At 71.6% G+C, this 24,042-nt stretch carries 19 protein-coding genes; 8 read left to right on the forward strand and 11 right to left on the reverse strand.

The window, feature by feature from the left end; translation table 11 throughout:
* The gene (locus tag ACFQQJ_RS17985) at positions 1 to 276 is read right to left on the reverse strand and encodes a hypothetical protein (protein WP_377108683.1); all 276 of its coding nucleotides are present in this window, start codon (positions 274 to 276) and stop codon (positions 1 to 3) included.
* Positions 277 to 346: 70 nt separating this feature from the next.
* Here ACFQQJ_RS17985 and nucS point away from each other — a divergent pair, with 70 nt between their 5' ends.
* On the forward strand, positions 347 to 1,057 hold the full coding sequence (nucS, locus tag ACFQQJ_RS17990) for an endonuclease NucS (protein WP_377108684.1): 711 nt from the start codon (positions 347 to 349) through the stop codon (positions 1,055 to 1,057).
* Between the two features lie 37 nt (positions 1,058 to 1,094).
* On the opposite strand, the gene ACFQQJ_RS17995 is transcribed toward nucS, so the two are convergent.
* The 3 genes from ACFQQJ_RS17995 to pgm form a co-directional block, all read right to left on the reverse strand.
* A complete protein-coding gene (locus ACFQQJ_RS17995) occupies positions 1,095 to 2,333 on the reverse strand; it encodes an AI-2E family transporter (protein ID WP_377108686.1) in 1,239 nt (412 codons plus the stop codon).
* Between the two features lie 111 nt (positions 2,334 to 2,444).
* Positions 2,445 to 2,894, reverse strand: a complete 450-nt coding sequence (mce, locus tag ACFQQJ_RS18000) for a methylmalonyl-CoA epimerase (protein WP_377108688.1) — start codon at positions 2,892 to 2,894, stop codon at positions 2,445 to 2,447.
* Between the two features lie 23 nt (positions 2,895 to 2,917).
* Positions 2,918 to 4,546 (reverse strand): phosphoglucomutase (alpha-D-glucose-1,6-bisphosphate-dependent), encoded by a 1,629-nt coding sequence (gene pgm, locus ACFQQJ_RS18005; RefSeq protein WP_377108690.1) that lies wholly within the window; start codon positions 4,544 to 4,546, stop codon positions 2,918 to 2,920.
* An 87-nt stretch (positions 4,547 to 4,633) separates the two neighbouring features.
* On the opposite strand from pgm, the gene ACFQQJ_RS18010 reads away from it, so the two are divergent.
* A complete protein-coding gene (locus ACFQQJ_RS18010) occupies positions 4,634 to 5,521 on the forward strand; it encodes a co-chaperone YbbN (RefSeq protein ID WP_377108691.1) in 888 nt (295 codons plus the stop codon).
* A gap of 36 nt (positions 5,522 to 5,557) precedes the next feature.
* Here ACFQQJ_RS18010 and ACFQQJ_RS18015 read toward each other — a convergent pair whose 3' ends face one another.
* The 6 genes from ACFQQJ_RS18015 to glgX form a co-directional block, all read right to left on the reverse strand.
* Entirely contained in the window at positions 5,558 to 8,272 is a 2,715-nt protein-coding gene (locus ACFQQJ_RS18015; protein ID WP_377108693.1) for an MFS transporter, read from the reverse strand.
* Between the two features lie 121 nt (positions 8,273 to 8,393).
* Positions 8,394 to 9,176, reverse strand: coding sequence for an NUDIX domain-containing protein (locus ACFQQJ_RS18020; RefSeq protein ID WP_377108695.1), 783 nt, complete (start codon positions 9,174 to 9,176; stop codon positions 8,394 to 8,396).
* Positions 9,173 to 11,071 carry a 1,4-alpha-glucan branching protein GlgB gene (gene glgB, locus ACFQQJ_RS18025; RefSeq protein WP_377108697.1) on the reverse strand — a complete coding sequence of 633 codons (1,899 nt, stop codon included), beginning with the start codon at positions 11,069 to 11,071 and terminating at the stop codon, positions 9,173 to 9,175. The genes ACFQQJ_RS18020 and glgB overlap by 4 nt, the downstream gene beginning before the upstream one ends.
* Positions 11,071 to 12,378 (reverse strand): phosphotransferase, encoded by a 1,308-nt coding sequence (locus tag ACFQQJ_RS18030; protein WP_377108698.1) that lies wholly within the window; start codon positions 12,376 to 12,378, stop codon positions 11,071 to 11,073. Before ACFQQJ_RS18030 ends, glgB begins: the two co-directional genes overlap by 1 nt.
* A 10-nt stretch (positions 12,379 to 12,388) precedes the next feature.
* Positions 12,389 to 14,506 (reverse strand): alpha-1,4-glucan--maltose-1-phosphate maltosyltransferase, encoded by a 2,118-nt coding sequence (locus ACFQQJ_RS18035; RefSeq protein ID WP_377108699.1) that lies wholly within the window; start codon positions 14,504 to 14,506, stop codon positions 12,389 to 12,391.
* 95 nt (positions 14,507 to 14,601) lie between these two features.
* Complete coding sequence (gene glgX / locus ACFQQJ_RS18040) at positions 14,602 to 16,794, reverse strand: glycogen debranching protein GlgX (RefSeq protein WP_377108728.1); 2,193 nt, start codon at positions 16,792 to 16,794, stop codon at positions 14,602 to 14,604.
* Between the two features lie 135 nt (positions 16,795 to 16,929).
* Between glgX and ACFQQJ_RS18045 the strand changes: the two genes are divergently transcribed.
* From ACFQQJ_RS18045 to ACFQQJ_RS18060, 4 genes are all read left to right on the forward strand, one after another.
* Positions 16,930 to 18,051 (forward strand): cysteine desulfurase family protein, encoded by a 1,122-nt coding sequence (locus ACFQQJ_RS18045; RefSeq protein ID WP_377108700.1) that lies wholly within the window; start codon positions 16,930 to 16,932, stop codon positions 18,049 to 18,051.
* The gene (locus ACFQQJ_RS18050) at positions 18,051 to 18,914 is read left to right on the forward strand and encodes a VanZ family protein (protein ID WP_377108701.1); all 864 of its coding nucleotides are present in this window, start codon (positions 18,051 to 18,053) and stop codon (positions 18,912 to 18,914) included. Before ACFQQJ_RS18045 ends, ACFQQJ_RS18050 begins: the two co-directional genes overlap by 1 nt.
* A 97-nt stretch (positions 18,915 to 19,011) precedes the next feature.
* Positions 19,012 to 20,094 (forward strand): tRNA 2-thiouridine(34) synthase MnmA, encoded by a 1,083-nt coding sequence (mnmA, locus tag ACFQQJ_RS18055; protein ID WP_377108703.1) that lies wholly within the window; start codon positions 19,012 to 19,014, stop codon positions 20,092 to 20,094.
* The gene (locus ACFQQJ_RS18060) at positions 20,061 to 21,107 is read left to right on the forward strand and encodes a methionine synthase (RefSeq protein WP_377108705.1); all 1,047 of its coding nucleotides are present in this window, start codon (positions 20,061 to 20,063) and stop codon (positions 21,105 to 21,107) included. The genes mnmA and ACFQQJ_RS18060 overlap by 34 nt, the downstream gene beginning before the upstream one ends.
* A gap of 1 nt (position 21,108) precedes the next feature.
* Here ACFQQJ_RS18060 and ACFQQJ_RS18065 read toward each other — a convergent pair whose 3' ends face one another.
* On the reverse strand, positions 21,109 to 21,657 hold the full coding sequence (locus ACFQQJ_RS18065) for a dihydrofolate reductase family protein (RefSeq protein ID WP_377108707.1): 549 nt from the start codon (positions 21,655 to 21,657) through the stop codon (positions 21,109 to 21,111).
* An 89-nt stretch (positions 21,658 to 21,746) separates the two neighbouring features.
* On the opposite strand from ACFQQJ_RS18065, the gene ligA reads away from it, so the two are divergent.
* Both ligA and ACFQQJ_RS18075 read left to right on the forward strand, forming a co-directional pair.
* Positions 21,747 to 23,813, forward strand: coding sequence for an NAD-dependent DNA ligase LigA (gene ligA, locus ACFQQJ_RS18070; protein ID WP_377108709.1), 2,067 nt, complete (start codon positions 21,747 to 21,749; stop codon positions 23,811 to 23,813).
* Positions 23,814 to 23,834: 21 nt separating this feature from the next.
* Entirely contained in the window at positions 23,835 to 24,038 is a 204-nt protein-coding gene (locus ACFQQJ_RS18075; RefSeq protein ID WP_377108710.1) for a hypothetical protein, read from the forward strand.
* The last annotated feature ends 4 nt before the right edge of the window (positions 24,039 to 24,042 follow it).

A 24,042-nucleotide genomic window follows, 5' to 3' on the forward strand; every position in this document is an offset into this window, starting at 1 on the left:
TCAGCGCCGCCGCTGCCAGCAGGAGGTGTGCCAGTGGCGGCGCTCCTCGACCGCGGAGGGCGAGCCGATGCTCGCCTCGCGGGGCCAGGCCACGACGTGCGCCGTCCCGGTGGCGACCGGCTGGAGGCAACCCGGGCAGGTGTAGGTCTTGGTGGCCGAGTCCGCGGGCATCGACTGCACCATCCAGGCCCCGTCCGCCTTGTGTTCCAGGCGCGCGAAGGCTCCGCTCGACAGGGGTCTGGGCGCACGCAGGTGCTTGGAGGGACGTCTGGCCATAGAGGCAGTCCTATGCCACGCGCGCGCCACGGGGCAAGTCCGCAACGCTGCGGCGGTGTAGGTTGGGCGGGTGCGTCTGTTGATTGCCCGCTGCCAGGTGGACTATGCCGGACGACTCTCGGCCCACCTCCCGATGGCGACCCGCCTGATCATGGTGAAGGCCGACGGCTCGGTCTCCGTCCACGCCGACGACCGCGCGTACAAGCCTCTGAACTGGATGAGCGCGCCCTGCACGCTCACCGTGGGTCCGCCGCCGGACGACGTCGAGGCCGTCGCCGCGGCAGAGGAAGCGTCGCTCACCGAGGTGTGGGAGGTCCGCAACGGCGACGGCGACACGCTCCAGATCGCGATCGGCGAGGTGCTGCACGACTCGAATCACGACCTCGGCGTGGACCCGGGCCTCCAGAAGGACGGGGTCGAGGCGCACCTCCAGGTGCTGCTGGCCGAGAACCCGTCCGCCTTCGGCGATGGCTGGACGCTGGTGCGACGCGAGCACCCCACGCCGATCGGGCCGGTGGACCTGCTCTTCCGCGACCACACCGGCTCCTACGTCGCGGTGGAGGTCAAGCGCAGGGGTGAGATCGACGGGGTGGAGCAGCTCACCCGCTACCTGGCGCTGATGAACGCCGACCCGCTGCTGGCCCCCGTCCGCGGCGTCTTCGCCGCACAGCTGATCAAGCCGCAGGCACGGACGCTCGCCGGCACCCGCGGCATCGACTGCGTCCTGGTGGACTACGACGCCCTGCGCGGCCTGGACAACGCCGAGGACCGGCTCTTCTAGCCGCGACCCGCGGCACACCCCGAACGGGACGGCGGCGCTACGAGCGGTCGAGGTGTGGCACCAGCACCTCGCGGTAGAGCAGCAGCAGCGCGGCCATCGTCGGGATGGCGAGGATGGCGCCCAGCAGCCCGTAGAGCACGCCGCCGGAGATGGCGGCCAGCATCACCAGCACAGCGGGCAGTTGCACCGACTGGGAGAAGATGCGGGGCTGGAGCACGTACGCGTCGAACTGCTGGTAGGCCAGGAAGAACAGCAGGGTGATCAGCCCGGTGGTGGGGGAGAACGAGAAGGCGACCACCGACACGATCACCATCGAGATCGTGGTGCCGATCAGCGGGACGAAGGCGAACAGGCCCACCACCACGGCCAGCGCCACCGCGTACTGGGAGATGCCGACGATGTTGAGGAACAGGAAGGCGACACTCATCGCGATGAGGACCACGAGGAACAGTCCCGAGACGTACCCGCCGACGCGCTTGAACATCTCGTTGGCCAGGTAGCGGGCCCGCGGCCGCCGCGAGGACGGGGCCAGCTGGTAGATGACCTCCTTGATCGCCGGAAGGGTGATCAGGAACCACAGGGTCAGCACGATGCCGACGATGAGGGAGAAGATCGCGTTGGCGACCACCTGGCCCGCGCCGAGCAGGCCGCCGAACAACGCGGTGATGAGCTCCCCGGAGGTGAGGAACGCCACGGCCCGGTCGATCACCTGGAACTGGGCGTCGAAGGCGGCGATCTGGGGGTTCTGGCGCAGGTTCTCCAGGTAGCCCGGTGCCTGGATCAGCAGCCGGTTCACCTGCTCGCTGACCACCGGAACCACTGCCCAGCCGGCGAGCGCCAGCAGGGCGATGAGCCCCACCGCGACCATCAGGACGGCGACGCCACGCCGCACGCCGTGGTGGTGCAGCCACTCGACGGCCGGGTTCAGGCCCAGGGCGATCGCGAGCGACAGCAGGATCAGGACGAGCACCGTCTGGAGCCGCGCGACCAGCAGGATGAGGCCGAAGGCCGTCATCGCGCCCACCGTCAGGAAGAAGCCGATCTGGAAGGGGTTGCGGTCCAGCAGGGAGACGCGCCGCTCACGAACCCGGTCGAGGCCGTCGGTGAGATCGGGCGGCGTGGGCTGGGTGGTCCGGCGCCACTTCCGCAGCCAGCTGCGGGTGGCCGGCGGTCCGGACGGGGTCCGCGCGGAGCCGGGCGTCCGTGCCGGGGCGGACGCAGACGAGGCCGGCGTGGCCGGCTGCGAGGGCCGCGGTTCTGGCTCGTTCGTCGTCACTGGGCAGGGTCTCCGTCCCCGGTATGGCCGGTCATCCGGTGGGTGGGTGCGCTCGCGGGGCCGATGCCGCTGGCCCGGTCCGGAGGGACCGGGCCAGGCGTGGATCCGGCCTCAGTGGGCGGACACCGCGGGCTCGACGATCTCCAGCAGGATGCCGCCGGTGCTCTTCGGGTGCGCGAAGTTGATCCGCGAGCCGCCGGTGCCGATCTTCGGGGTGTCGTAGAGCAGGGTGACGCCGCGCTCGCGCAGGGTCGCCGACGCCGCGTCGATGTCGGCCACGCGGTAGCAGACCTGCTGGACGCCGCCACGGCCGCCGTTGCGCTCGATCCACTTGGCGATGGTGCTGTTCTCGTTCAGAGGGGCGAGCAGCTGGACCTGGGCGTTCTCGGTGAGCTGGTCGCCGGTGCCGAGCATGGCCTCCTCGACGCCCTGCTCCTCGTTGACCTCGCGGTGCAGCACGCGCCAGCCGAACACCTCGGTGTGCAGCTTGATGGCGTCGTCGAGGTTGGGGACGGCGTAGCCAACGTGGTCGATACAGATGAAGACATCGTCGTTGTTCATGGTTCCCACCCTATTCCCGCGGGTCAGGACAGGACGGCGTCGACCACCTGTTTGGCCTCGGCCTGCACCTGTGCTAGGTGCTCGGAGCCCTTCAGCGACTCGGCGTAGATCTTGTACACGTTCTCCGTGCCCGACGGGCGCGCGGCGAACCACGCGGAGGCCGTGGTGACCTTCAGTCCGCCGATCGCCGCGCCGTTGCCGGGAGCGTGTGTGAGCGTGGCCGTGATCGGTTCCCCTGCGAGCTCGGTCGCGGTCACGTCCGAGGCGCTGAGCCTGCCCAGCTTGGCCTTCTGCTCGCGGTTGGCGGGCGCGTCGACGCGGGCGTAGCTGGACGCCCCGAACCGCGCCTCGAGTTCGGCGTAGTGCTGGCTGGGGGACTTTCCGGTGACCGCGGTGATCTCGCTGGCCAGCAGGGCGAGCAGGATCCCGTCCTTGTCGGTGGTCCAGGTGGAGCCGTCCCGGGCGAGGAAGGACGCACCCGCGGACTCCTCCCCGCCGAAGCCGAGGTCGCCGCTCATCAGGCCCGGCACGAACCACTTGAAGCCGACAGGGACCTCGACCAGCTTCCGGCCGAGGTCGGCGGCCACCTTGTCGATCAGCGACGAGGAGACCAGGGTCTTCCCGACGCCGGCGTCCGGACGCCAGTTCGGGCGGTGGCGGTACAGGTACTGGATCGCCACCGCGAGGTAGGCGTTGGGGTTCATCAGGCCGGCGTCCGGGGTGACGATGCCGTGGCGGTCGGAGTCGGCGTCGTTGCCGGTGGAGATGGCGAAGCGGTCGCGGTTGGCGATCAGGCTGGCCATCGCGTACGGCGAGGAGCAGTCCATGCGGATCTTGCCGTCCCAGTCCAGCGTCATGAACCGCCAGGTCGGGTCCACGGACGGGTTGATCACGGTGAGGTCGATCCCGAGGCGCTCGCCGATGTACTGCCAGTACTGCACGGACGCACCGCCGAGCGGGTCGGCGCCGATGTGCACGCCGGCAGCGGCGATGGCGTCGATGTCGAGGGCGTTGCGCAGGTCCTCGCAGTACGCGCCGAGGTAGTCCACGCGGGTGACGTCGGCGGACGCGCGTTCGTAGGGCGTCCGAACGATGGCGGACGGGTCGCGCAGCAGGTCGTTGGCGCGGGCCGCGATCCAGCCCGTGGCGTCGGTGTCGGCCGGGCCGCCGTGCGGCGGGTTGTACTTGAACCCGCCGTCCCGGGGCGGGTTGTGCGACGGCGTGACGACGATCCCGTCCGCGCGTGGGCCGTCGTGGGTCTTGTTGTAGACGATGATCGCCCGCGACACCGAGGGGGTCGGGGTGAAGTCCTCGTCCCGTTCGGCACGGATGGCGACGCCGTGGGCGTGCAGCACCTCGATGGCGGTGCGCCAGGCCGGCCCGGAGAGCGCGTGCGTGTCCTTGCCGATGAACAGCGGCCCGGTGACGCCCTGGGCCGCCCGGTACTCGACGATGGCCTGCGTGGTGGCGGCGATGTGCGCGTCGTTGAAGGCGGTGTCGAGGCTCGACCCGCGGTGGCCGGACGTCCCGAACACCACCTGCTGGTCGGGGTTGTCCGGGTCGGGGACGAGGTCGTAGTAGGCGCCGATGAGGGCGTCGACGTCGATGAGATCCTCGGGCAGCGCGACCTGCCCGGCGCGTTCGTGAGCCATGAGGCCATCTTGCCCTCCCACCCGCCGGGGTGGGGAAGAGGTGGCAACATTCGCCCCGGTTCTGGACGTGGGGCAGAATGGCTCCTCGTGACACCTGCTGGTTTCAATCCGACCCGAGCCATGGACCTGTCCGGCATCGTTGCGGCCGCCAAGGCGCCGCCGCCGCCTCCCGGGGCGTCCTACGTGCTGGACATCGACCAGGACACCTTCGAGGCCGTCCTCTCGCTGTCCGCCCGCCACCCGGTCGTGCTCGAGCTCAACTCCCCGCGTGCCAACGCCCAGTCACTGTCGGACGCCCTGGTGGAACTCGCGAACGAGGCCGCCGGCGCCTACCTGCTGGGACGCGTGGACGTCGACGCGAACCCGCAGATCGCCGCGGCGTTCGGCATCCAGGCCGTGCCGGCGGTGATCGGCGTCGTCGGCGGCCAGCTGGCCCCGCTGTGGCAGGGAACGAAGTCGAAGGAGGAGGCGCGCGCCTACATCGGCCAGCTCCTCCAGGCCGCCGCGGCCAACGGCGTCGTGGGTCGCGCCGACCCGGTGAGCATCGCCGCCGACGCCGGCCCCGACCCCCGCTTCGCCGCCGCCGACGCCGCGCTCGCCGCGGGCGACTTCCCGCTCGCTGTTGCCGAGTTCGACAAGCTGCTCGCAAACACCCCCAACGACCCGGAGGCGAAGGCCGGTCGGGCACAGGCCGCACTGTTGGCACGGCTCGGCTCGATCGACCCGACCGCCGTGCTCGCCCGGGCGGCCGACGCACCGACGGACGTCGCCGCGCAGCTGGCGGCCGCGGACACCGAGCTGATGGGCGGGGCGCCGGACCTGGCGTTCGCCCGGCTGGTGGAACTGATCCGCAACACCACGGGAGCCGAGCGCGACTCCGTTCGGGTGCGCCTGCTCGAGCTGTTCGAGACCGTCGGCCCGTCCGACCCGTCGGTGCTGAAGGCCCGCCGGGCACTGATGAGCGCCCTGTTCTAGGCACGATCGACCCGTTGCCGGGCGCACTCCGGCTGGCTAGCGTGGCGCGATGACCGACGCCGTGACCGACTGGCTGCTGGACGCCGACCCGGCGCTGCGCTGGCAGGTGCTCCGCGACCTGCTGGACGCTCCGGAGGAGGCGTGGAGTGCCGAGCGCACCCGCGTGGAGACCGAGGGCTGGGGCGCGCGGCTGCTCGCCCTGGCCGACGCGGACGGCCAGTGGGCCGGCGCGGCGTTCTGGCCCTCCGGGTTCACAGAGGAGGACTGTCGGGAGGGCCAGCCGTGGACGGCGACGTCGTTCTCCCTCGACCTGCTGAGGGAGTTCCTGCGGGGGTAGAACGCCAGAAGCAGAGCGGCCAGCAGCCCGGCCACCACCGTCGACAGGTAGATGTCGCGGAAGCCGCCGTTGAGCGTGTCGGCGAACGTCTGCTCGATCCGGGGGCCGAGCGCGTCGATCTCGGCGAGGTAGGTGTCCTTCGCCTCCTCGAACGCCCCGGGGACGGCGTCGCGCAGCACGACGAGCTTGCGGCGGGTGTCGGCCAGGTCGGCCAGGACGCCCTCCAACTCGGTGCGCGCCGTCACCAGGTCGGCCCGGTCGGCGACAGCCGTGGCCAGCTTGTCCTCCAGCGTGCCCAGCTTCTTCTCCAGTGCGGCGCGCTCGGCCCGCAGGCTCGCGCGGGAGGACACCAGCGCGTCCCGCTTGGCGACCAGCGCCTTGCGCCCGGTACGGGCGCCGTCGATGGCTGCGTTCAGGTCGTCGAGCTTCGCGTGCAGCTCCTGCGCGGGCGGGGGCTCCGGGGTGCCCGGCGGGAGGGCGCCCATGATCGCGTCGTACGCGGCCTGCACGCCGGCCCGGGCCTTCTTCAGGTCCGCGATGTCGCCGTCGATCTTGGCGATGCCCTTGTTCATCCCGGCGATGCCGCTGGTCATCCCGTCGATGGCCTTGGTCATGCCGGCGATTCCCGAGCGCATGCCCTTGGCCGCCTTGGTCATCCCGACGACGCCCTTGTCGATCCCCTTCACGGCCTTCACCAGCTTCGCGTGGGCCTTCTCGACGTCCCTGGTCGCGCTGTCGAGGCTGGCCAGGCCGGTGTCCACCCCGTCGGTGATGTCGGCGATGACCGAGGGCGTCTGTTCGGCGAACATCCGTTCGGCCACGGTCTTCGTGCGCTCGGTGATGTTCGTGACGTCGGCGGTCTTCAGCAACTCGACGAGGTCGTCGGGCAGGCTGGTGCCGGAGTCCATGTCGATGTCGATGGTGGTCTTCGAGCCGAGGTCGGGGAACTCGACGTCCTTCAGCTTGTCCTTCAGCTGCTCGTCGCTCTTCAGCTCCTCGAACCTGGCCTGGAGCTCCGCAGCGTAGGGCAGCGCCGGCGCGGCCACCGACGTCGGCAGCTCGGCGACCAGCGCGTCCTGGAGCTGGGTGCCGGCGTGGGCAAGGAAGCCGATCAGGAACGCGGGGGCGAGCGTGGTGCCGATCGACCGCACCAGCGACAGGGTGGCCAGGGCGGAGTTCGACTCCTCCGCCCGGGTGCGTTCGAGCATCATGTAGTTCAGCGGCGACCCAACGGTGAAGCCCAGGCCCAGACCGAGGAGGGCGAGCGTCGTGCAGACGCTCCACCACGACGGCGAAGGGATCGCCCACAGGATCCCGACCGTGGCCGCCACCGCGGACATGACCACCCCGAACCCGAGCACGAGCCGCGGCCCGAACCGGTCGGTGAGCGTGCCCGACAGGGGAGCGCCGATGCCGGAGAAGAGTCCGAGGATGATCACGAAGTAGCCGCCGTCCCCGGTCGGGATCCGCAGGGCGTTCTCCGCGAACTGGGGGACGAAGATGACGCCCATCAGGATGACGCCGGACAGGAACGCCAGCAGCAGGGTGACCACGATCGCCGGGTCGGTGAAGAAGCCGAGGTTGAGCACGGGGTCCTCGGCGCGCCGTTCGGCGAGCAGGAAGAGCGGGAGCAGCACGACGAAGCCGAGCAGGTAGGGGTACACGTCGGTGCTGGCCAGCGAGGGCCCGAGGTCGAAGAAGTCGATGTTCCGCATGCCGTAGAGCAGCGACATGATCATCGCCACCAGGAGGGTGATGCCGAGGAGGTCGATCCGGGCGACCCGTTCGACCCTGTGGTTGGGCAGCAGGAGCAGGCCGGCGGCGACGATCGCGATGCTGATCGGCACGTTGACGTAGAAGATGTACTGCCAGTTCTCGGTGCCGACGATGTCGAGGATGAGGCTGCCGGCGCTGGAGCCGAAGATGTTCGCCACGCCGTAGACGCCCCCGACGAGGCCCAGGGCCATGCCTCGCTTCTCCGGGGGAACGGAGGTGCCGAACTCCGCGGTGGCGATCGGGACGATGCCCCCGCCGCCGATCGCCTGGATGGCCCGGGCGATGATGAGCATCTCGAAGCTGCCCACGTCCTGGCTGAGGCCGCACAACAGCGACCCCACGCCGAACAGGGTGATGCTGAGCAGGTAGATCGGCTTGCGGCCGTAGCGGTCGGCCAGCTTGCCCATCACCGGGATCGACGCCGCGTAGGCGAGGGTGTAGATGGTGAGCATCCAGATGCCGGTCTGGTCGTCGACCCCGAGGTCGTTCTGGATGATCGTCCGCGCGGGGGTGATGATGCCGGTGTCGATGGCGCCCATGAAGATGCCGAGCAGGTAGACGGCCATCAACGCGCCCAGGCGGCGCACGGGCTGCCCCGCCGACGGCGGGCTCCCGACGTCGGCCCGCTCCGCGCTCACGGCAGCCTCCAGAAAGTTAGCACGGAGCAAACATTACCCCTCAGGGAAAGTAAAGCACGACTCCTGAACAGTGGTAAAGGCGCGTAGTCCCCGCAGGAAGTACGGGCGTGGCGGTCCGCCCTCAGCTGATCCGCGCCCCGCGCTCGAGGTAGAGCGTCCGTTCCAGCGTGCGCGCCTCCAGGGCGGCGTGGAGGCGGCCCCGGGCGAAAGACGCCATGCGGGCCGCGGCCTCGTCGGGGTGCAGCCAGTGGACGGCGCGGATCTCGCGGAGGTCGGGCCGCAGCAGCGGGACCGAGCGCGCGGGCATGTGGCGGCCGTCGAAGACCAGCTCGACCGCGTCCTCCCACCCGAGGTACGGCGCGAGCCAGTCGACCACGAGCAGGCGGCCGACGCTGACGGTGTGGTTCAGCTCCTCCTCGACCTCGCGCACCAGACCCTCTCGGGGGCTCTCGCCCACCTCGAGGATGCCGCCCGGCAGTTCGAAGTCGGCCTTGAAGGTGGTCTCCAGGATGCAGACACGGCCGGCCTCGTCGGTCACCAGGAGATGGCTGATCACGCGCTTGCGCGCGGTCACGGTGTTCATCACGGCCGTGAACGCCTCGTGCCCGCTGTCGGCCTCACCGCGCAGCAGCGCGTACCGGGCGATGTCCAGCGGGCCGTCCGGGCCCGACGCGGCCTGCCGCGCCACGCCCTCCAGGCGGAACCCTGCCCGGTGCAGCGCCCGCCGGCGGGGGTGGTCGTCGGTGCAGACGTCCACCTCGACCCGACGCACGGTGTCGTCGTCGAACGCCAGCCTGCGGGTCGTGGCGAGCAGCAGGTCGTAGCGCTCGACGGCGTCGTCACCCCGGAAGTCGACGGAGGCGACGCCGTCGCGCACCGAGGTGGGCAGGTGGTCGGAGGTCACTCCTCGCCGACGTACTCGAAGTAGACCGCGCCGAGCGGTGGGACGACGACCAGCGCGCTGGCCGGGTAGCCGTTCCACCCCTCCCCGGTGGCCACGACCTGGCCCAGGTTGCCGTGGGCGTCGGAGCCGTCGTAGATGCCAGCGTCGGAGTTGAAGATCTCCCTCCACACCCCGGGCTTCGGCAGGCCGAGCCGGTAGCGCGTCCACGGTTCGGAGGAGAAGTTCACCGCGACCGCGACCTGGCGTCCCTCTGCGTCGCTGCGCAGCCAGCTGAAGGTGTTCGCGCTGGCGTCGTCGGCGTTGATCCAGCGGAAGCCCGCCGGGTCGGAGTCCAGCTCCCACAGCGCGGGGTGCGCGCGGTACAGCTCGTTGAGGTCCTTGAACATGCGCTGGAGGCCGTGGTGGCCCCACAGGTCGCAGACCCACCACTCGAGGCTGTTGGCCTCGTTGAACTCGGAGCGCTGCCCGAACTCGCAGCCCATGAACAGCAGCTTCTTGCCGGGGAAGGCCCACATGTAGGAGTAGAAGGCGCGCAGCGTGGCGAACTGCCGCCACGTGTCCTGCGGGACCTTGTTGATCATCGAGCCCTTGCCGTGGACCACCTCGTCGTGCGAGATCGGCAGCACGAAGTTCTCCGAGTAGGCGTAGACCATCGCGAAGGTCATCTCGTTGTGGTGATACTGCCGGTGGATCGGCTCGAGCGCCAGGTAGCGCAGCGAGTCGTTCATCCAGCCCATGTTCCACTTGAAACCGAATCCGAGCCCGCCGTGGTGGACGGGCTTGGTCACGCCGCCGAACGACGTCGACTCCTCCGCGATCATCACCACGCCGGGCACGCGCTCGTAGAGGTGCTTGTTCACGTAGCGCAGGAAGTCGATCGCCTCGAGGTTCTCGTTGCCGCCGTAGATGTTCGGCACCCACTCGCCGTCGTTGCGCGAGTAGTCGAGGTAGAGCATGGACGCGACCGCGTCCACGCGCAGGGCGTCGATGTGGAACTCGGTCACCCAGTACAGCGCGTTCGAGACCAGGAACGACTTCACCTCGTTGCGGCCGTAGTTGAAGATGTAGGTGCCCCAGTCCTTGTGCTCGCCCTGGCGCGGGTCCTCGTGCTCGTAGAGCGCGGTTCCGTCGAAGCGGCCCAGCGCCCACTCGTCCTTGGGGAAGTGGCCCGGCACCCAGTCGAGGATGACGCCGATCCCGGCCTGGTGGAGGCGGTCGACCAGGTGCCGGAACTCGTCGGGACGCCCCAGGCGCGACTGCGGCGCGAAGTAGTTCGTCACCTGGTAGCCCCAGGACGGCTCGAACGGGTGCTCGGTGACCGGCATCAGCTCGACGTGCGTGTAGCCCTGCCAGGTCACGTACTCGACGAGCTCGTCGGCGAGTTCGAGGTAGGTCTTGCCCTTGCGCCAGGAGCCGAGGTGCACCTCGTAGATGCTCATCGGTTCCTTGTGGGGCTGCGCCGCGGAGCGGCGGGACATCCACTCGTCGTCCGCCCACAGGTACTTGCTGGTGTAGACGATCGAGGAGTTCGCGGGCGCCTGTTCTGCGAAGAAGGCCATCGGGTCGACCTTCTCCCGCCAGGTGCCGTCCGCGCAGAGGATGTTGTACTTGTAGAGCGCGCCGGTGCCGACGCCCTCGACGAAGAGGGCCCAGATCCCCGAGCCGGGGACGCGGTGCATCTGGTCACCGGTCCACCAGTTGAAGTCGGCGTTGAGACGCACGTCGTGTGCGTTGGGGGCCCACACCGCGAAGCGCGTCCCGTGGATCTCGCCCCGCTCGTCGTCGAAGATGGTCACCTCGTGGGAGCCGAGCCGCCGCCAGCACTCGGTGTCACCGCCGTTGTGGAAGCCCTCGAGATCCCACCCGGTCAACCCGCCTGCCACGTCGTGTGCCATCACTGCTCCTTGTCAGTAGGTGCCGGGGGATCGAGAGATACCCTCCTGGCCTCATCTTGGACTGCTCCCCACGGGATGTGTGCCCAATTGGGACGATTGCGTACTTCGTAGACCACCTCGTAGACGGCCTTGTCGAGCTCGTAGGCGCGCAGCAGGGCCGGCTCGGCGCGGTGCGTGCCGCTGTAGCCGTCCAGGAAGGCCTCGCGGGCCGCCGCGCACCACTGCCGGGCCGCGTGGCCCTCGGGGTCGGGGTGGGCGCTGCGGGCGTAGTCGAGGCTGCGCAGGAGGCCGGCGACATCCCGCCAGACGGAGTCGAAGGCCCGGCGCTCGGCCAGCGACTTCAGCGGTTCTCCCTCGAAGTCGATGATCACCCACGCGGGCCCGTCCCCACCGTCGCGGTGCAGCACCTGTCCGAGGTGGAAGTCCCCGTGCACGCGCTGGGTGGGCAGCTGGGTGGTGCCCGGGGCGGCGAACAGCAGCTGCGCCGCGTGCCGGTACCCGTCGAGCTCGTGCACCTGCTCCGCGGCCTCGGCGAAGCGCCGGGTCATGTCCGCCGACAGGTCGGCGCCGGGTCGCGTCGCGGTGCCGAAGGCGTCCGCGAGGCGGGCGTGCAGCTCGCGCAGCTCCGTCCCCAGCTGCCGGCACTCGGTGCTGATGTCGCGTCCGGTCGCACAGGCCTCGGTGGCGAAGACCCACCCGTCGGTCACCCCGAGGATGCGCTGGCAGAACATGGCGAGGTCGTAGCCGCCCGCGGCGAGGACGCCGTACAGGTCGGGGGTGATCCCGGATCCGCTCAGCGCACCCAGCACCTCGGCGTCCAGGTTGCGCCCGGCCTCGAGCTTGCGGAAGAGCTTGAGCAGGGTGTGGTCGCCGATCATCACCGTGGTGTTGCTCTGCTCGCCGGTGAACAGGCGCATGGGCGCGGCGGGGTCCACCTCGTCCGCCTCGGTCCACGCCATGCCGTCGGGCGGAGCGGACCGCAGTGCCGTGACCATGGCCGCGATCGCGGGGGCGTGGCGCGGCGCGTCGACGACGTCCACCTCGCCGAGGCCCGGCAGCACCGTCGTGGTCACCGGCAGCCCGGCCGGAGCGGTGCCGACGGGGAGGTAGGCGACCAGGAGGTGGTAGTACTCGGTGCGCCCGTCGGTGTAGGCGATCTCGGCGATCTCCGAGCGGACGGCCGGCCAGTCGCCGTCCGCGGTGTACCACGGCAGCGGGGCGAGGGACGCGATCCTCGCGCCCAGCCCCTTCCCGCCGAACCAGCGCGCCTGACGAAGGTAGTCCTCCCAGGCGGTGGCGGTGCTCATGCCGCGTCCCTCAGCCCCGGAGGACGTGCAGGATGTGCGCGGGTGCCGCCGGGCTGAGCCGGACGAAGTTCCGCTCCCCCCAGGTGAACGTCGCACCGGTCAGCTCGTCGCGCAGGTCGAGGGTCGGCCCGTCGATCCCCAGCCAGCCGAGGTCGAGCCGGACGTCGCTCTCCACGCCCTGGTTGGGGTCGAGGCTGCAGATCACGATGACCGCGTCGTCGCCGTCCCGCTTCGCGTAGGCGATCACGCCGTCGTGCGGGGCGTCGAGGAACCGCACCTGCCGCAATTGCTGGAGCGCAGGGTGGTTGCGGCGGATCTGGTTGAGCGAGCCGAGCAGGACGTTGAGGTTCGGCTGGGCGTGGTAGTCGCGCGGACGGTATTCGAACTTCTCCGAGTTCTTGTACTCCTCGCCGCCGGGCTTCAGCGGCTCGTGCTCGAACAGCTCGAAGCCGGAGTAGACACCCCAGGTCGGCGACAGCGTGGCCGCGAGGATGGCCCGGATGGCGAAGGCCGCCGGGTTGCCCGACTGGAGGAAGAACGGGTTGATGTCCGGGGTGTTCACGAAGAAGTTCGGCCGGTAGAAGGCGTCGGTCTGCGTCGCGAGCTCGCCGACGTACTCCTCCAGCTCCCACTTCGCGTTGCGCCAGGTGTAGTAGGTGTAGCTCTGGTGGAAGCCGACCTTGCCGAGCGCGTGCATCATCTCCGGCTTGGTGAACGCCTCGGCGAGGAAGAGCACGTCGGGGTCGGTCTCGCGCACCTTGCGCATCACCCACGCCCAGAACTGGACGGGCTTCGTGTGCGGGTTGTCCACCCGGAAGATCCGCACGCCGTGCGACATCCACAGCTTCAGCGTGCGCAGCACCTCGTGGTAGATGCCGTCGGGGTCGTTGTCGAAGTTGATCGGGTAGATGTCCTGGTACTTCTTCGGCGGGTTCTCGGCGTAGGCGATCGTCCCGTCCAGCCGGGTCGTGAACCACTCGGGGTGGGCGGTCACCCAGGGATGGTCGGGGGACGCCTGCAGCGCGAAGTCCAGCGCGATCTCCAGGCCCACCTCCCTGGCCTTGGCGACGAACCGGTCGAAGGAGTCCCAGTCGCCGAGGTCGGGATGGATGGCGTCGTGGCCGCCCTCGGCCGAACCGATCGCCCACGGCGAGCCCGGGTCGCCCGGGGCAGGGATGAGGGTGTTGTTCCTGCCCTTGCGGAACGCGGTGCCGATGGGGTGGATCGGCGGCAGGTACACCACGTCGAAGCCCATGCCGGCCACCTCCTCGAGCCGCTGATGGCAGTCGTCGAAGGTTCCGGAGGTCCACTTCTTCGTCGCGGCGTCGTAGGTCGCGCCGATCGAGCGCGGGAAGAACTCGTACCAGCTGCCGAACAGCGCCCGCTTGCGGTCCACGAACAACGGGAAGTCGGCGGTCGGGCTGAGGAGTTCGCGGGGGCCGTACTGGGTCATCGCCCGGGAGATGCCCTTGGCGGTCGCGACCTCGATCAGGTCGGTCGCGGGACGCTCCGGGATGAGCAGCATCGCGGTGGCCTTCAGGATGGAGGCCTGCACCGGGTCGCCCGCGCGTTCGGCGATCGCCGCCGTGCGGTCGAGCAGGTCGCGGCCCTCGAGGCAGACCAGTTCGATGTCCACCCCGGCCGGCAGCTTCGCCTCCGCGTTGTGCAGCCAGGTGGCCCAGGGGTCGGACCAGCCCTCGACGCGGAACGTCCAGTCGCCCTCGGTGTCGGGGCGCACCCACGCCTCCCACGGGTCGAGGCCGCGCGGCTCCATGGGGGTCATGTCGACCCGCACCTCGCGGCCGTCCGGCGCGGTGAGGATCACCGAGGCGTTGACCGCGTCGTGGCCCTCGCGGAAGACCTTCGCGCGGATCGGGATCAGCTCGCCGACGGTCGCCTTCGCGGGGTAGGCGCCGCCCTCGATGACGGGGCTGACGCCACTCACCGGGATGCGCCCGAAGCCCCGGGGCAGCGAGACCGCGGGGCTCAGGTCGAGGGGCTCGTGGGGGGCGTCCCCGGTCACGGCCGTGGTCGCGGCGGCGGTCGGCTCCGTCGCCGCCTTCGTGCCGGCCGGACGGGCCTGCGGACGCTGCTGGCGCTTGCGGGACGGGTTCGCGGTTGCACTCACAAGTGCCAACCTAGCGTCTGGCCAGAGCCAGCGGGAGGGAATGACGGCGGCGATGGGCGGCCCTTCGGGAGGCGGTGGGACGCGCTCCGCCGGGCTCACGCCCTGTGGTCGCCGGGGGTGTGCCGGGAGGCCTCCGACGTGCCCGCGCCGCCCCTGGAGGCGCCGTGCGGGGCCGACACCAGTTGGGCGCCGCTGCGCACGTCCGCGGACAGCACGAGGACGGTCCGGCCGGGCAGCGTCAGCGTGGAGCCGGGGGTGAGGCGCTTGCGCGGCAGCTCCGAGGCGAGCCCGCTGTGGGCCTCCACGGTGTAGCGCAGCGCCCACGGCGCGCCGGGCAGGGACACCTCGATCGGGTCCCAGCCGGAGTGGAAGTACACCAGGAAGGCCCCGGTGCGGTCCGACAGGTACATGCCGAGGGTGTGCCGTCCCGGGTCGTGCCACTGCTCGGTGGTCATCTCGGTGCCCGATTCGGCGAACCAGGCCACCGGGGAGCGTCCGAGCCCGTGCCCGTGGAGGTCGGTCACCTCGCCGTGGTAGCGCCAGGCGGACGGGCGGAGCAGCGGGTGGGCTGCGCGGAGCTTGAGCAGGGTGCGGGTGAACTCCTCCTGTGCCGCCCAGTCCTCGCGGCTGTACCAGTTCACCCACGAGACGGGGGAGTCCTGGCAGTAGGCGTTGTTGTTGCCGCCCTGCGAGCGACCCATCTCGTCTCCGGCCAGGATCATCGGGATGCCCGCGCTCAGCACGAGGGTGGCCATCATGTTGCGCGCCGTCCGCTGGCGGTCCGCGACGATCCGCTCGTCGTCGGTCTCGCCCTCGTACCCGTGGTTCCACGAGCGGTTGTCGTCGGCCCCGTCGCGGTTCCGCTCGGCGTTGGCCTCGTTGTGCTTGAGGTCGTAGGTCACGACATCCCGCATGGTGAAGCCGTCGTGGGCGGTGACGAAGTTCACCGAGGACGTGATCGCGCGCCCCCCGTGGTCGTAGATGTCGGACGACCCCGACAGCCGGGTGGCGAGTTCCTGGACGCCGCCGATGGCCCCCCGCCAGAAGTCGCGGGTGAAGCCACGGAAGCGGTCGTTCCACTCCGACCAGTCGCGTCCCCAGCGTCCGACCTGGTAGCCGTAGGGGCCGAGGTCCCACGGCTCGGAGATCATCACCGTGCCGGAGAGCACGGGATCGGCGGCGACGAGCTGCTTGAAGGGGTGGTTCTGGTCGACGTGGTGCGCCGCGTCACGGATCAGGGTGGTGTTCAGGTCGAAGCGGAAGCCGTCCACGCCCATCTCGGTCACCCAGTAGCGCAGCGAGTCGAGCACCATCCGCAGCACCCCGGGGTTCGAGGTGTCCACGGCGTTGCCGCAGCCGGTGACGTCGTAGTCGTTGCGGCGGTCGTCGGTCAGCCGGTAGTAGGCGCCGTGGTCGATCCCCCGGAAGCTCAGCGTCGGGCCGTCGTGCCCGCCCTCGCCGGTGTGGTTGTAGACGACGTCGAGGATCACCGCGATGCCGGCGGCGTGGAGGGCCGAGACCATCTCCTTGAACTCCGCGACCTGCCCGCCGAGCGTGCCGGAGGTGGAGGACGCGTAGGCCCCGTGCGGCGCGAAGAAGCCCAGCGTGTTGTAGCCCCAGTAGTTGGTGAGCCCCCGGCCGACGACGAAGGGCTCGGACACGAAGTGGTGCAGCGGGAGGAACTCCACGGCGTTCACGCCGAGGTCGACCAGGTGCTCGACGACGGCCGGGTAGGCCATGCCGGCGTAGGTGCCCCGCAGGTGCTCCGGGACGGCCGGGTGCTGGCGCGTGTAGCCACGCAGGTGGGTCTCGTAGATGACCAGCTCGGACAACTCCAGCGGTCGTGCCAGCGGCTGCGGGGCCGGGGTGTCGGCCACCACCACGCTCAGGGGGACCGCGGCGAACGAGTCCTCGAGGTCGGGCAGGAAGTTCGACTCCGCGGTGTGGTCCCGGATCGGTCCGGAGTAGTCGACGCCGCCGGTGATCGCGCGGGCGTAGGGGTCGAGCAGGAGCTTGGCCGGGTTGAACCGCTCGCCGGTCTCCGGCGACCAGCGCCCGTGGACGCGGTAGCCGTACCGCTGGCCGGTGCCGACGCCGGGCAGGTGGAGCGACCAGATCCCGTCCGCGCCGGCCACGAGGTCGTGGTTGGTCTGGCGCCGGTGCTCGTCGACGAGGGCCAGCTCGACCCGGGTGGCGCGCGGGGCCCAGAGCGAGAAGGTGGTCCCTCCGTCGCGCACCAGGGCGCCCAGCTGCGCAGGGGGCGTCGCGCCCTCCCGCGGTTCCACCACCGACGGTTCCAACGGATTCAAGCTTCCCCCTCCTGGAACGCGGACCCCCATAGTGTCACCTAATCTTCAACGGGAACCACCACCGACCCTCGGAAAACCGGGGAATCGTTTGACCAGATGGACGGGAGGCGCGCGATGACGGCCCGGACCTACCTGGACCATGCGGCGTCCTCGCCCTGCGAGCCGCGGGTGGTCGAGGCCATGGCCGAGGCCTTCGCCGTGGCCGGCAACCCCAGTTCGCTCCACGCGTCCGGACGCAGGGCGCGTCGCGTCCTCGAGGACGCGAGGGACTCCCTCGCCGCCGACCTCGGGGCACTGCCCGGCGAGGTGGTGTTCACCTCCGGCGGGACAGAGGCGAACAACCTCGCGCTGCTGGGCGCGCGCCCGCCCGGGCGTCCCGGCCTCGCCGTGTCCGCCGTCGAGCACCCGTCGGTGTCTGCGGTGCGGGAGCGGCTGCCGGGCGTGGCCGTCCTGCCGGTGACCACCACAGGCCACCTCGACCTGGACGCGGTCGCCGCCCAGTTCGTCGCCCGCACGGGCCTGGTCTCGGTCATGTGGGTCAACAACGAGACCGGCGCGATCCAGCCGGTGGCCGAGGCAGCCGCCCTCGCGCACGCCGCGGGTGCCCTGGCGCACTCCGACGCCGTGCAGGCGTTCGGCCACCTGCCGGTCGACATCGCGGCGTCCGGCCTGGACCTGGCGAGCGTGTCGGCCCACAAGCTCGGCGGTCCGGTCGGCATCGGCGCGCTGGTGGTCCGCCGGGGGACGCCGCTGTCGCCCCAGGGCTTCGGTGGGGGGCAGGAGGCACGCCTGCGCTCGGGCACGGTCCCGGTGGCGCTCGCTGCGGGCTTCGCGGCGGCGAGCCGGCTGGCCTCGGTGAGGCGGGAGAGCGAGGCGGTCCGGCTCGGCCGTCTCCGCGACCGGCTGATCGCCGGTGCCGTCGCCGCGGTGCCCGACGTGCGGGTGAACACCGTCGGGCCGTGCAGTCCCGCGATCGCCAACCTCACCTTCTCCGGCGCCCGGGCCGACGACGTCCTGCTGCTGCTGGACGCGGAGGGCTTCGACGCGTCCACGGGCTCGGCCTGCTCCGCGGGGGTGCACCAGCCCAGCGAGGTGCTGGTCGCGATGGGCCGCAGCGTGGACGACGCCGGTTCGAGCCTGCGCTTCTCCTTCGGTCCGGACACCGCGGACGCGGCGATCGACGCACTCCTCGCCGTCCTGCCCGGTGTGGTGGCGCGGGCCCGCTCGGCGGCCTGATGCCCGGCCAGTTCAGCGTCGGTGCCGGCTACCGGCTCTTCGTGTTCTGCGGGGTCGCGCTGCTGGCCTGGGCCGGCTGGACCGCCTGGCTGTGGCGGCGCGGGCGCGCCCGCCGACACGTGCTGGCCCGCAGCGGTTTCGCGCTGTACCTGGTGCTCGCGTGGCTGCTGGTCCTGATGCCCTTCCCGGACGAGTCGGTGCTCCGCGACCCGGCGCCGGTGAACCTCGTCCCGTTCGGCTGGCTGGCGGACGCCAGCGCCGGCGTCCGCTACGTGGGCGGGGGGCTCGGCGCCTGGCTGACGAACCGCACGGTCGTGTACGTGTTCTCCAACGTCCTGCTCACGGTGCCCTTCGGGGCGTACCTGCGGCGGGCCCACGGCTGGGGGGCGGCCCGGGTGTCCCTCGCAGCGCTCGGGCTGTCGCTGGCCTTCGAGTTGACGCAGCTGACCGCGGTGTGGGGGATCGCGGGCACCCGCTACCGGACCTTCGACGTCGACGACCTGATCGCCAACACAGCTGGAGCGCTGCTGGGGTGGCTCTTCGTCCCGCTGCTCCGGGCGTGGCCGCAGCGCCGCGCAGGCCAGGGGGGTGCCGCGCGCCCCACGCCCCTGCGCAGGGCACTTGCCCTCCTGCTGGACGTGGTGGCCTGGCAGGCGGGCTACCTGGTGGCGTGGCTCGTGGTGTGGACGGTGGTCTCCGCCGTCGGCGGCACGGCGGGGCAGCCCGTGGCCCTGGCGCTGTGGGCCGCGACGGGTGTGGCGGTCCTCGCCGGGTGCCCGCTGCTGGCCGGCGGGGCGACGCCGGGTGCACTCCTGCTCGACCTGCCGGGGTGGGGACGACGCCCGCCGGGTCCACGTCCCTAGACCTCCGGTCGGCCACTCGCACGCGGGTGATGTCTGGCTGAGGCCCGGACGTAGACTCATCGCGTCCTGGGGGCCCGACGTCGGAGGAGGTGCGCGCATGCGGGTGCTGGCCGCGATGTCCGGCGGCGTCGACTCCGCCGTGGCCGCGGCGCGCCTGGTGGACGCGGGACACGACGTCGTCGGAGTGCACCTCGCCCTGTCGAAGAACCCCGAGGCCTACCGCAGCGGGGCGCGGGGGTGCTGCTCGCTGGAGGACTCCCACGATGCCCGGCGCGCGGCCGATGTCCTCGGCATCCCGTTCTACGTGTGGGACTTCGCCGAGCGCTTCGCCGCCGACGTGGTCGCGGACTTCGTCAGCGAGTACGCGGCCGGGCGCACGCCCAACCCGTGCCTGCGCTGCAACGAGAAGATCAAGTTCGCCGCGGTGCTCGAGCGCGGACGAGCCCTCGGCTTCGACGCCGTCGCCACCGGGCACTACGCGCGACTGGAGCGCGACGGCGACCGGGTGTCGCTGTACCGGGCCGCCGAGCCGGCCAAGGACCAGTCCTACGTGCTGGGGGTGCTGGACGCCGACCAGTTGCGCCACTCGCTGTTCCCGCTCGGCGGGGACACCGCCAAGGCCGGGGTGCGTGCCGAGGCCGCGGCCCGCGGGCTCAGCCTGGCGAAGAAGCCGGACAGCCACGACATCTGTTTCATCCCCACCGGCGACACGGCAGGGTTCCTGCACTCCCGGCTCGGGCGACGCGCCGGAGACGTCGTCGACCTCGACGGGCAGGTCGTGGGCGCCCACAGCGGCACGCACCAGTTCACGGTCGGCCAGCGGCACGGACTCCACCTGTCCGTCCCCGCCGAGGACGGGCGACCCCGGTACGTGGTGGGCGTGGATCCGGCCGCGAACACCGTCACCGTCGGGCCCCGGACCGCGCTGGCCGTCCGGGTCATCGAGGGGATCCGGCCCACCTGGACGGAGTCCCCGGTGGACGGCTCCTGGCGCGGGCTCGTGCAGGTGCGCGCCCACGGCGAGGCCCTGCCCGCGCTCGTCACCGCGACGGACGGCGGTCTCCGGATCGCCCTCGACCAGCCGGCCTACGGAATCGCGCCCGGACAGGCCGCGGTGGCCTACGACGGCGACCGCGTGGTGGGAGCGTGCACCATCGCGGGGACGGCCGCCGGATGGTGACGTTCACCGGGCTCGGCTCCCTTCCCGGAACCGACCTCGCCGCTGCCGCGCGGATGACCTTCGACAAGGTCCCCGACCTGCCCTACCTGCCCGAACTGCCCGCGCGCGGGCCCTGGGCGTCGATGATCGGGCGCGGGCTCGGGCTCCCCGCTGGGCTGCCCGCGGACTTCTCGGCAGGGGAGTGGCGCCTGGCCGACGCGCCGGGGCTCGACCAGCGTCGGAGCCGCGCCACGTGGCGCGACGACCTCGACCAGCTCGAGGAGGCGGCGCACGGCTACAGCGGACGGTTCAAGGTGGCCGTGACCGGCCCCTGGACGCTCGCCGCGGCGGTCGGCGTCGCCCACACCGGTCGCGTCCTGGCCGATCCGGGCGCCCGCCGCGACCTCGCCCAGTCCGTGGCCGAAGGGGTCGGCGACCTCCTGGCCGACCTCCGCCGTCGGCTGCCCGGCGTCGACCTGGTGCTCCAGGTGGACGAGCCGTCGCTGCCGGCCGTCGCCGCGGGCGCGGTGCCCACGCCGGGCGGGTTCTTCCGGCACCGCTCGATCGACCTGCCCGAGCTCTGCCGGGCACTGTCCTGGGTCACCGGCGAGCCGGCGCGTCGGGGCTTGACCGTGCCGACCGTCCTGCACAGCTGCGCGCGGTGGGACGGCGGCTGGCCGCTGCCGTCGCTGCTGCACGGACACTCGACCGCCGCCGGGTTCGACGGCATCTCCGTCGACCTCGACCAGCTCGTCGCACCCGACTGGGACGCGCTCGCCGGTGCCGCCGACGCGGGTGCCACCCTCTACCTCGGGTGCCTGCCGACCGGCGGGGACCCGCGTCCGGCCGGCGTCGACGCCGTCCGCCGGCGGGCGTTGGAGGCGCTGGACCGGATCGGGGCCACGGACGCGACGTCCGGCGCACTGGTGCTCACCCCCGCATGCGGGCTGGCCGGGTGGACGCCGGCGGAGGCCGCTCGCGGGTTCGAGGTGCTCGCCCGTGCCGCCGCGCAGGTCGAGGCCGAACTCGCGTAGCTCAGCGCACCACGGCGAAGCGGGACGCGACGAACTCGCCGCTCACCGCGGTGTCCAGGCGGCGCAGTTCCGCACGGCGGGGGAGCAGCGGGCGACCCGTCCCGAGGGTCACCGGCGCGATGTTCACGACCACCTCGTCCAGCAGCCCGCGGTCGAGGAACTGCCCGGCCAGCTCCCCTCCTCCGACCACCCACACATCCCGGTCGCCGGCGATGGTGCTCATCATCTCGTGCACCACCTCCACCGGCTCCCGGGTGGGCCGGAGGTCGGCGCCGGGCCACGGCGCGGGCGTCCGGTGGGTGAACACCCAGCACGGCTGGCGGTACGGCCAGGCCTGGGTGAGGCCACCCTGCGCGTCCCTGCTCTCCCGGTGGATCCAGGCGTAGGTGTTGGCGCCCATGCACAGGGCCCCGACACCGCCGATGAAGGTGTCGTAGTCCATCGCGCCGCCCTCGGACGACGTCCGGCCGAGGAGCCAGTCCAGCGAGTGGTCTGTGGTGGCGATGTAGCCGTCGAGGCTCGTTGCTGTGTAGTACACGGTGCGGCCCATCGCACCAGTCAACGCCGGTCGAGCCCGGGGCTGTCAAGAGCGCGTCGGGCCCGGTGGCGCTGTCGGGACGGCGCGCTAGGGTGCGGGCCATGAGCGACGACGCGGCGAGGGCCCGGCACGCCGAGCTGAGTGCGGAGATCACCGAGCACCGCAGGCGCTACTACGTGCAGGACGCCCCGGTGGTGTCCGACGCCGAGTTCGACGCGCTGATGCGGGAACTCATCGAACTGGAGGAGGCGCACCCCGCGCTGCGCTCGCCGGACAGCCCCACGCAGCAGGTCGGCGGGGCGCCGAGCTCCACCTTCGCCCCCGTGACGCACCTCGTTCCGCTGATGAGCCTCGACAACGTGTTCTCCCTCGAGGAGCTGGACAAGTGGCTCGCGCGCGCGGAGGGCTTGGCCGCTGTACCGGTCGCGGCGTCCGGCTACCTGTGCGAGCTGAAGATCGACGGGCTGGCCCTCGACCTGGTCTACCGCGACGGGCGCCTCGTCAGTGCCGCGACGCGGGGTGACGGGACCGTCGGCGAGGACGTGACCGCCAACGTCCGCACGATCGACGCGATCCCCGCCCGGCTCGCCGGCCCCGGCGTCCCCGAGATCGTCGAGGTGCGCGGCGAGGTGTTCATGCGGGTCGAGGACTTCGCCGCCCTCAACGCGGGCCTGGTCGAGGCGGGCAGGGCTCCGTTCGCCAACCCCCGCAACTCCGCGGCCGGCTCGTTGCGCCAGAAGGATCCGCGGGTCACCGCCCGCCGGCGGCTGCACTTCCTCGTCCACGGGATCGGGTCCTTCTCCGGCGGCGACCTCGACCGGCAGTCCCACGGCTACGACCTGCTGCGGGCCTGGGGCCTGCCCACGAGCGACCACTACCGGGTGTGCCACTCCGTCGAGGAGGTCAAGGCCTACATCGCCCACTACGGCGAGCACCGCCACTCGGTCGAGCACGAGATCGACGGTGTCGTGGTGAAGGTCGACGACCGGGCGCTCCAGGCCAGGCTCGGCCACACCTCGCGCGCGCCACGCTGGGCGATCGCCTACAAGTACCCGCCCGAGGAGGTGACCACCCGGCTGCTGGACATCCGCGTGAACGTGGGACGCACCGGGCGCGTGACGCCGTACGCGGTGATGGAGCCGGTCTTCGTCTCCGGCTCGACGGTGGAGATGGCGACGCTGCACAACGCATCGGAGGTCAGGCGCAAGGGCGTGCTGATCGGCGACACCGTCGTCCTGCGCAAGGCCGGTGACGTCATTCCCGAGGTGCTCGGCCCGGTGGTCGAGCTGCGTGACGGCACCCAGCGGGAGTTCGTGATGCCCACCCACTGTCCGGCCTGCGGAAGCGCGTTGCGTCCGGAAAAGGAGGGGGACGCCGACATCCGCTGCCCGAACCGGCGGTCGTGCCCCTCCCAGCTGCGCGAGCGCCTGTTCCACCTCGCCTCCCGGCAGGCCCTCGACATCGAGGTGCTCGGCTGGCAGTCCGCGGACGCCCTGCTGAGTGCGGGCCTGCTGACCGATGAGGGTGACCTGTTCGACCTGACCGAGGACCGTCTTGTCGCAGCCGGGGTGCTCACCACCAAGGACGGGTCGCTGTCGGCCAACGGCCGAAAGCTGCTGGCGAACCTCGAAGCGGCCAAGACCCGTCCGTTCTCCCGGTTCCTGGTCGCGCTGTCGATCCGGCACGTCGGCAAGGGCGTCGCCCCCGACGTCGCCGCGGCCTTCCCGAGCATCGACGCGCTCGAGGCGGCGAGCCTGGAGGACCTGAGCGCCGTCCCCGGCATCGGGCCGACCCTGGCCGCCTCCATCCGGGAGTGGTTCGAGGTCGACTGGCACGCCGCGATCGTCGAGAAGTGGAAGGCCGCCGGCTGCCGGCTCGAATCCGAGCCCACGGCGGCGGCGGGCGTCCCGCAGACGCTCGCCGGCCTCACCCTCGTCGTCACCGGCTCCCTGCCCGGCTACACGCGCGACAGCGTCACGGAGGCCATCGAGGCGCACGGCGGGAAGGCGGCCGGCTCGGTGTCCTCGCGCACCAGCTATCTCGTCGCGGGGGAGGGCGGGGGCTCGAAGTTCGACAAGGCCGTCTCCCTCGGGGTGCCCGTCCTCGACGCGGCCGGGTTCGAGGCGCTCCTCGCCGGCGGCCCGGAGTCCGTGCGACCCGCCGATTGAGGCGGCCCCTAGGATGAAGCCGTGCCCGAAGGCCTGAACTCCGACCTCAACCTGAACGTGGGTGCCCCGCCGCGGGTCCGCCCGCAGATGGGCGAGTGGGGTCCGCTGGACGTGCCGCCGACGCGCAGGAAGAAGCGTGCCCGGTGGTGGGCGATCCTCGCGTTCGTGCTCGCCATCGCGGCCGTCTGTGGGTACGGCTACTGGATCTACACCCTGATCCGCTGAGCGA

The sequence above is a fragment of the Propionicimonas sp. T2.31MG-18 genome (assembly GCF_964266745.1).
Taxonomy (GTDB): Bacteria; Actinomycetota; Actinomycetes; order Propionibacteriales; family Propionibacteriaceae; genus Propionicimonas.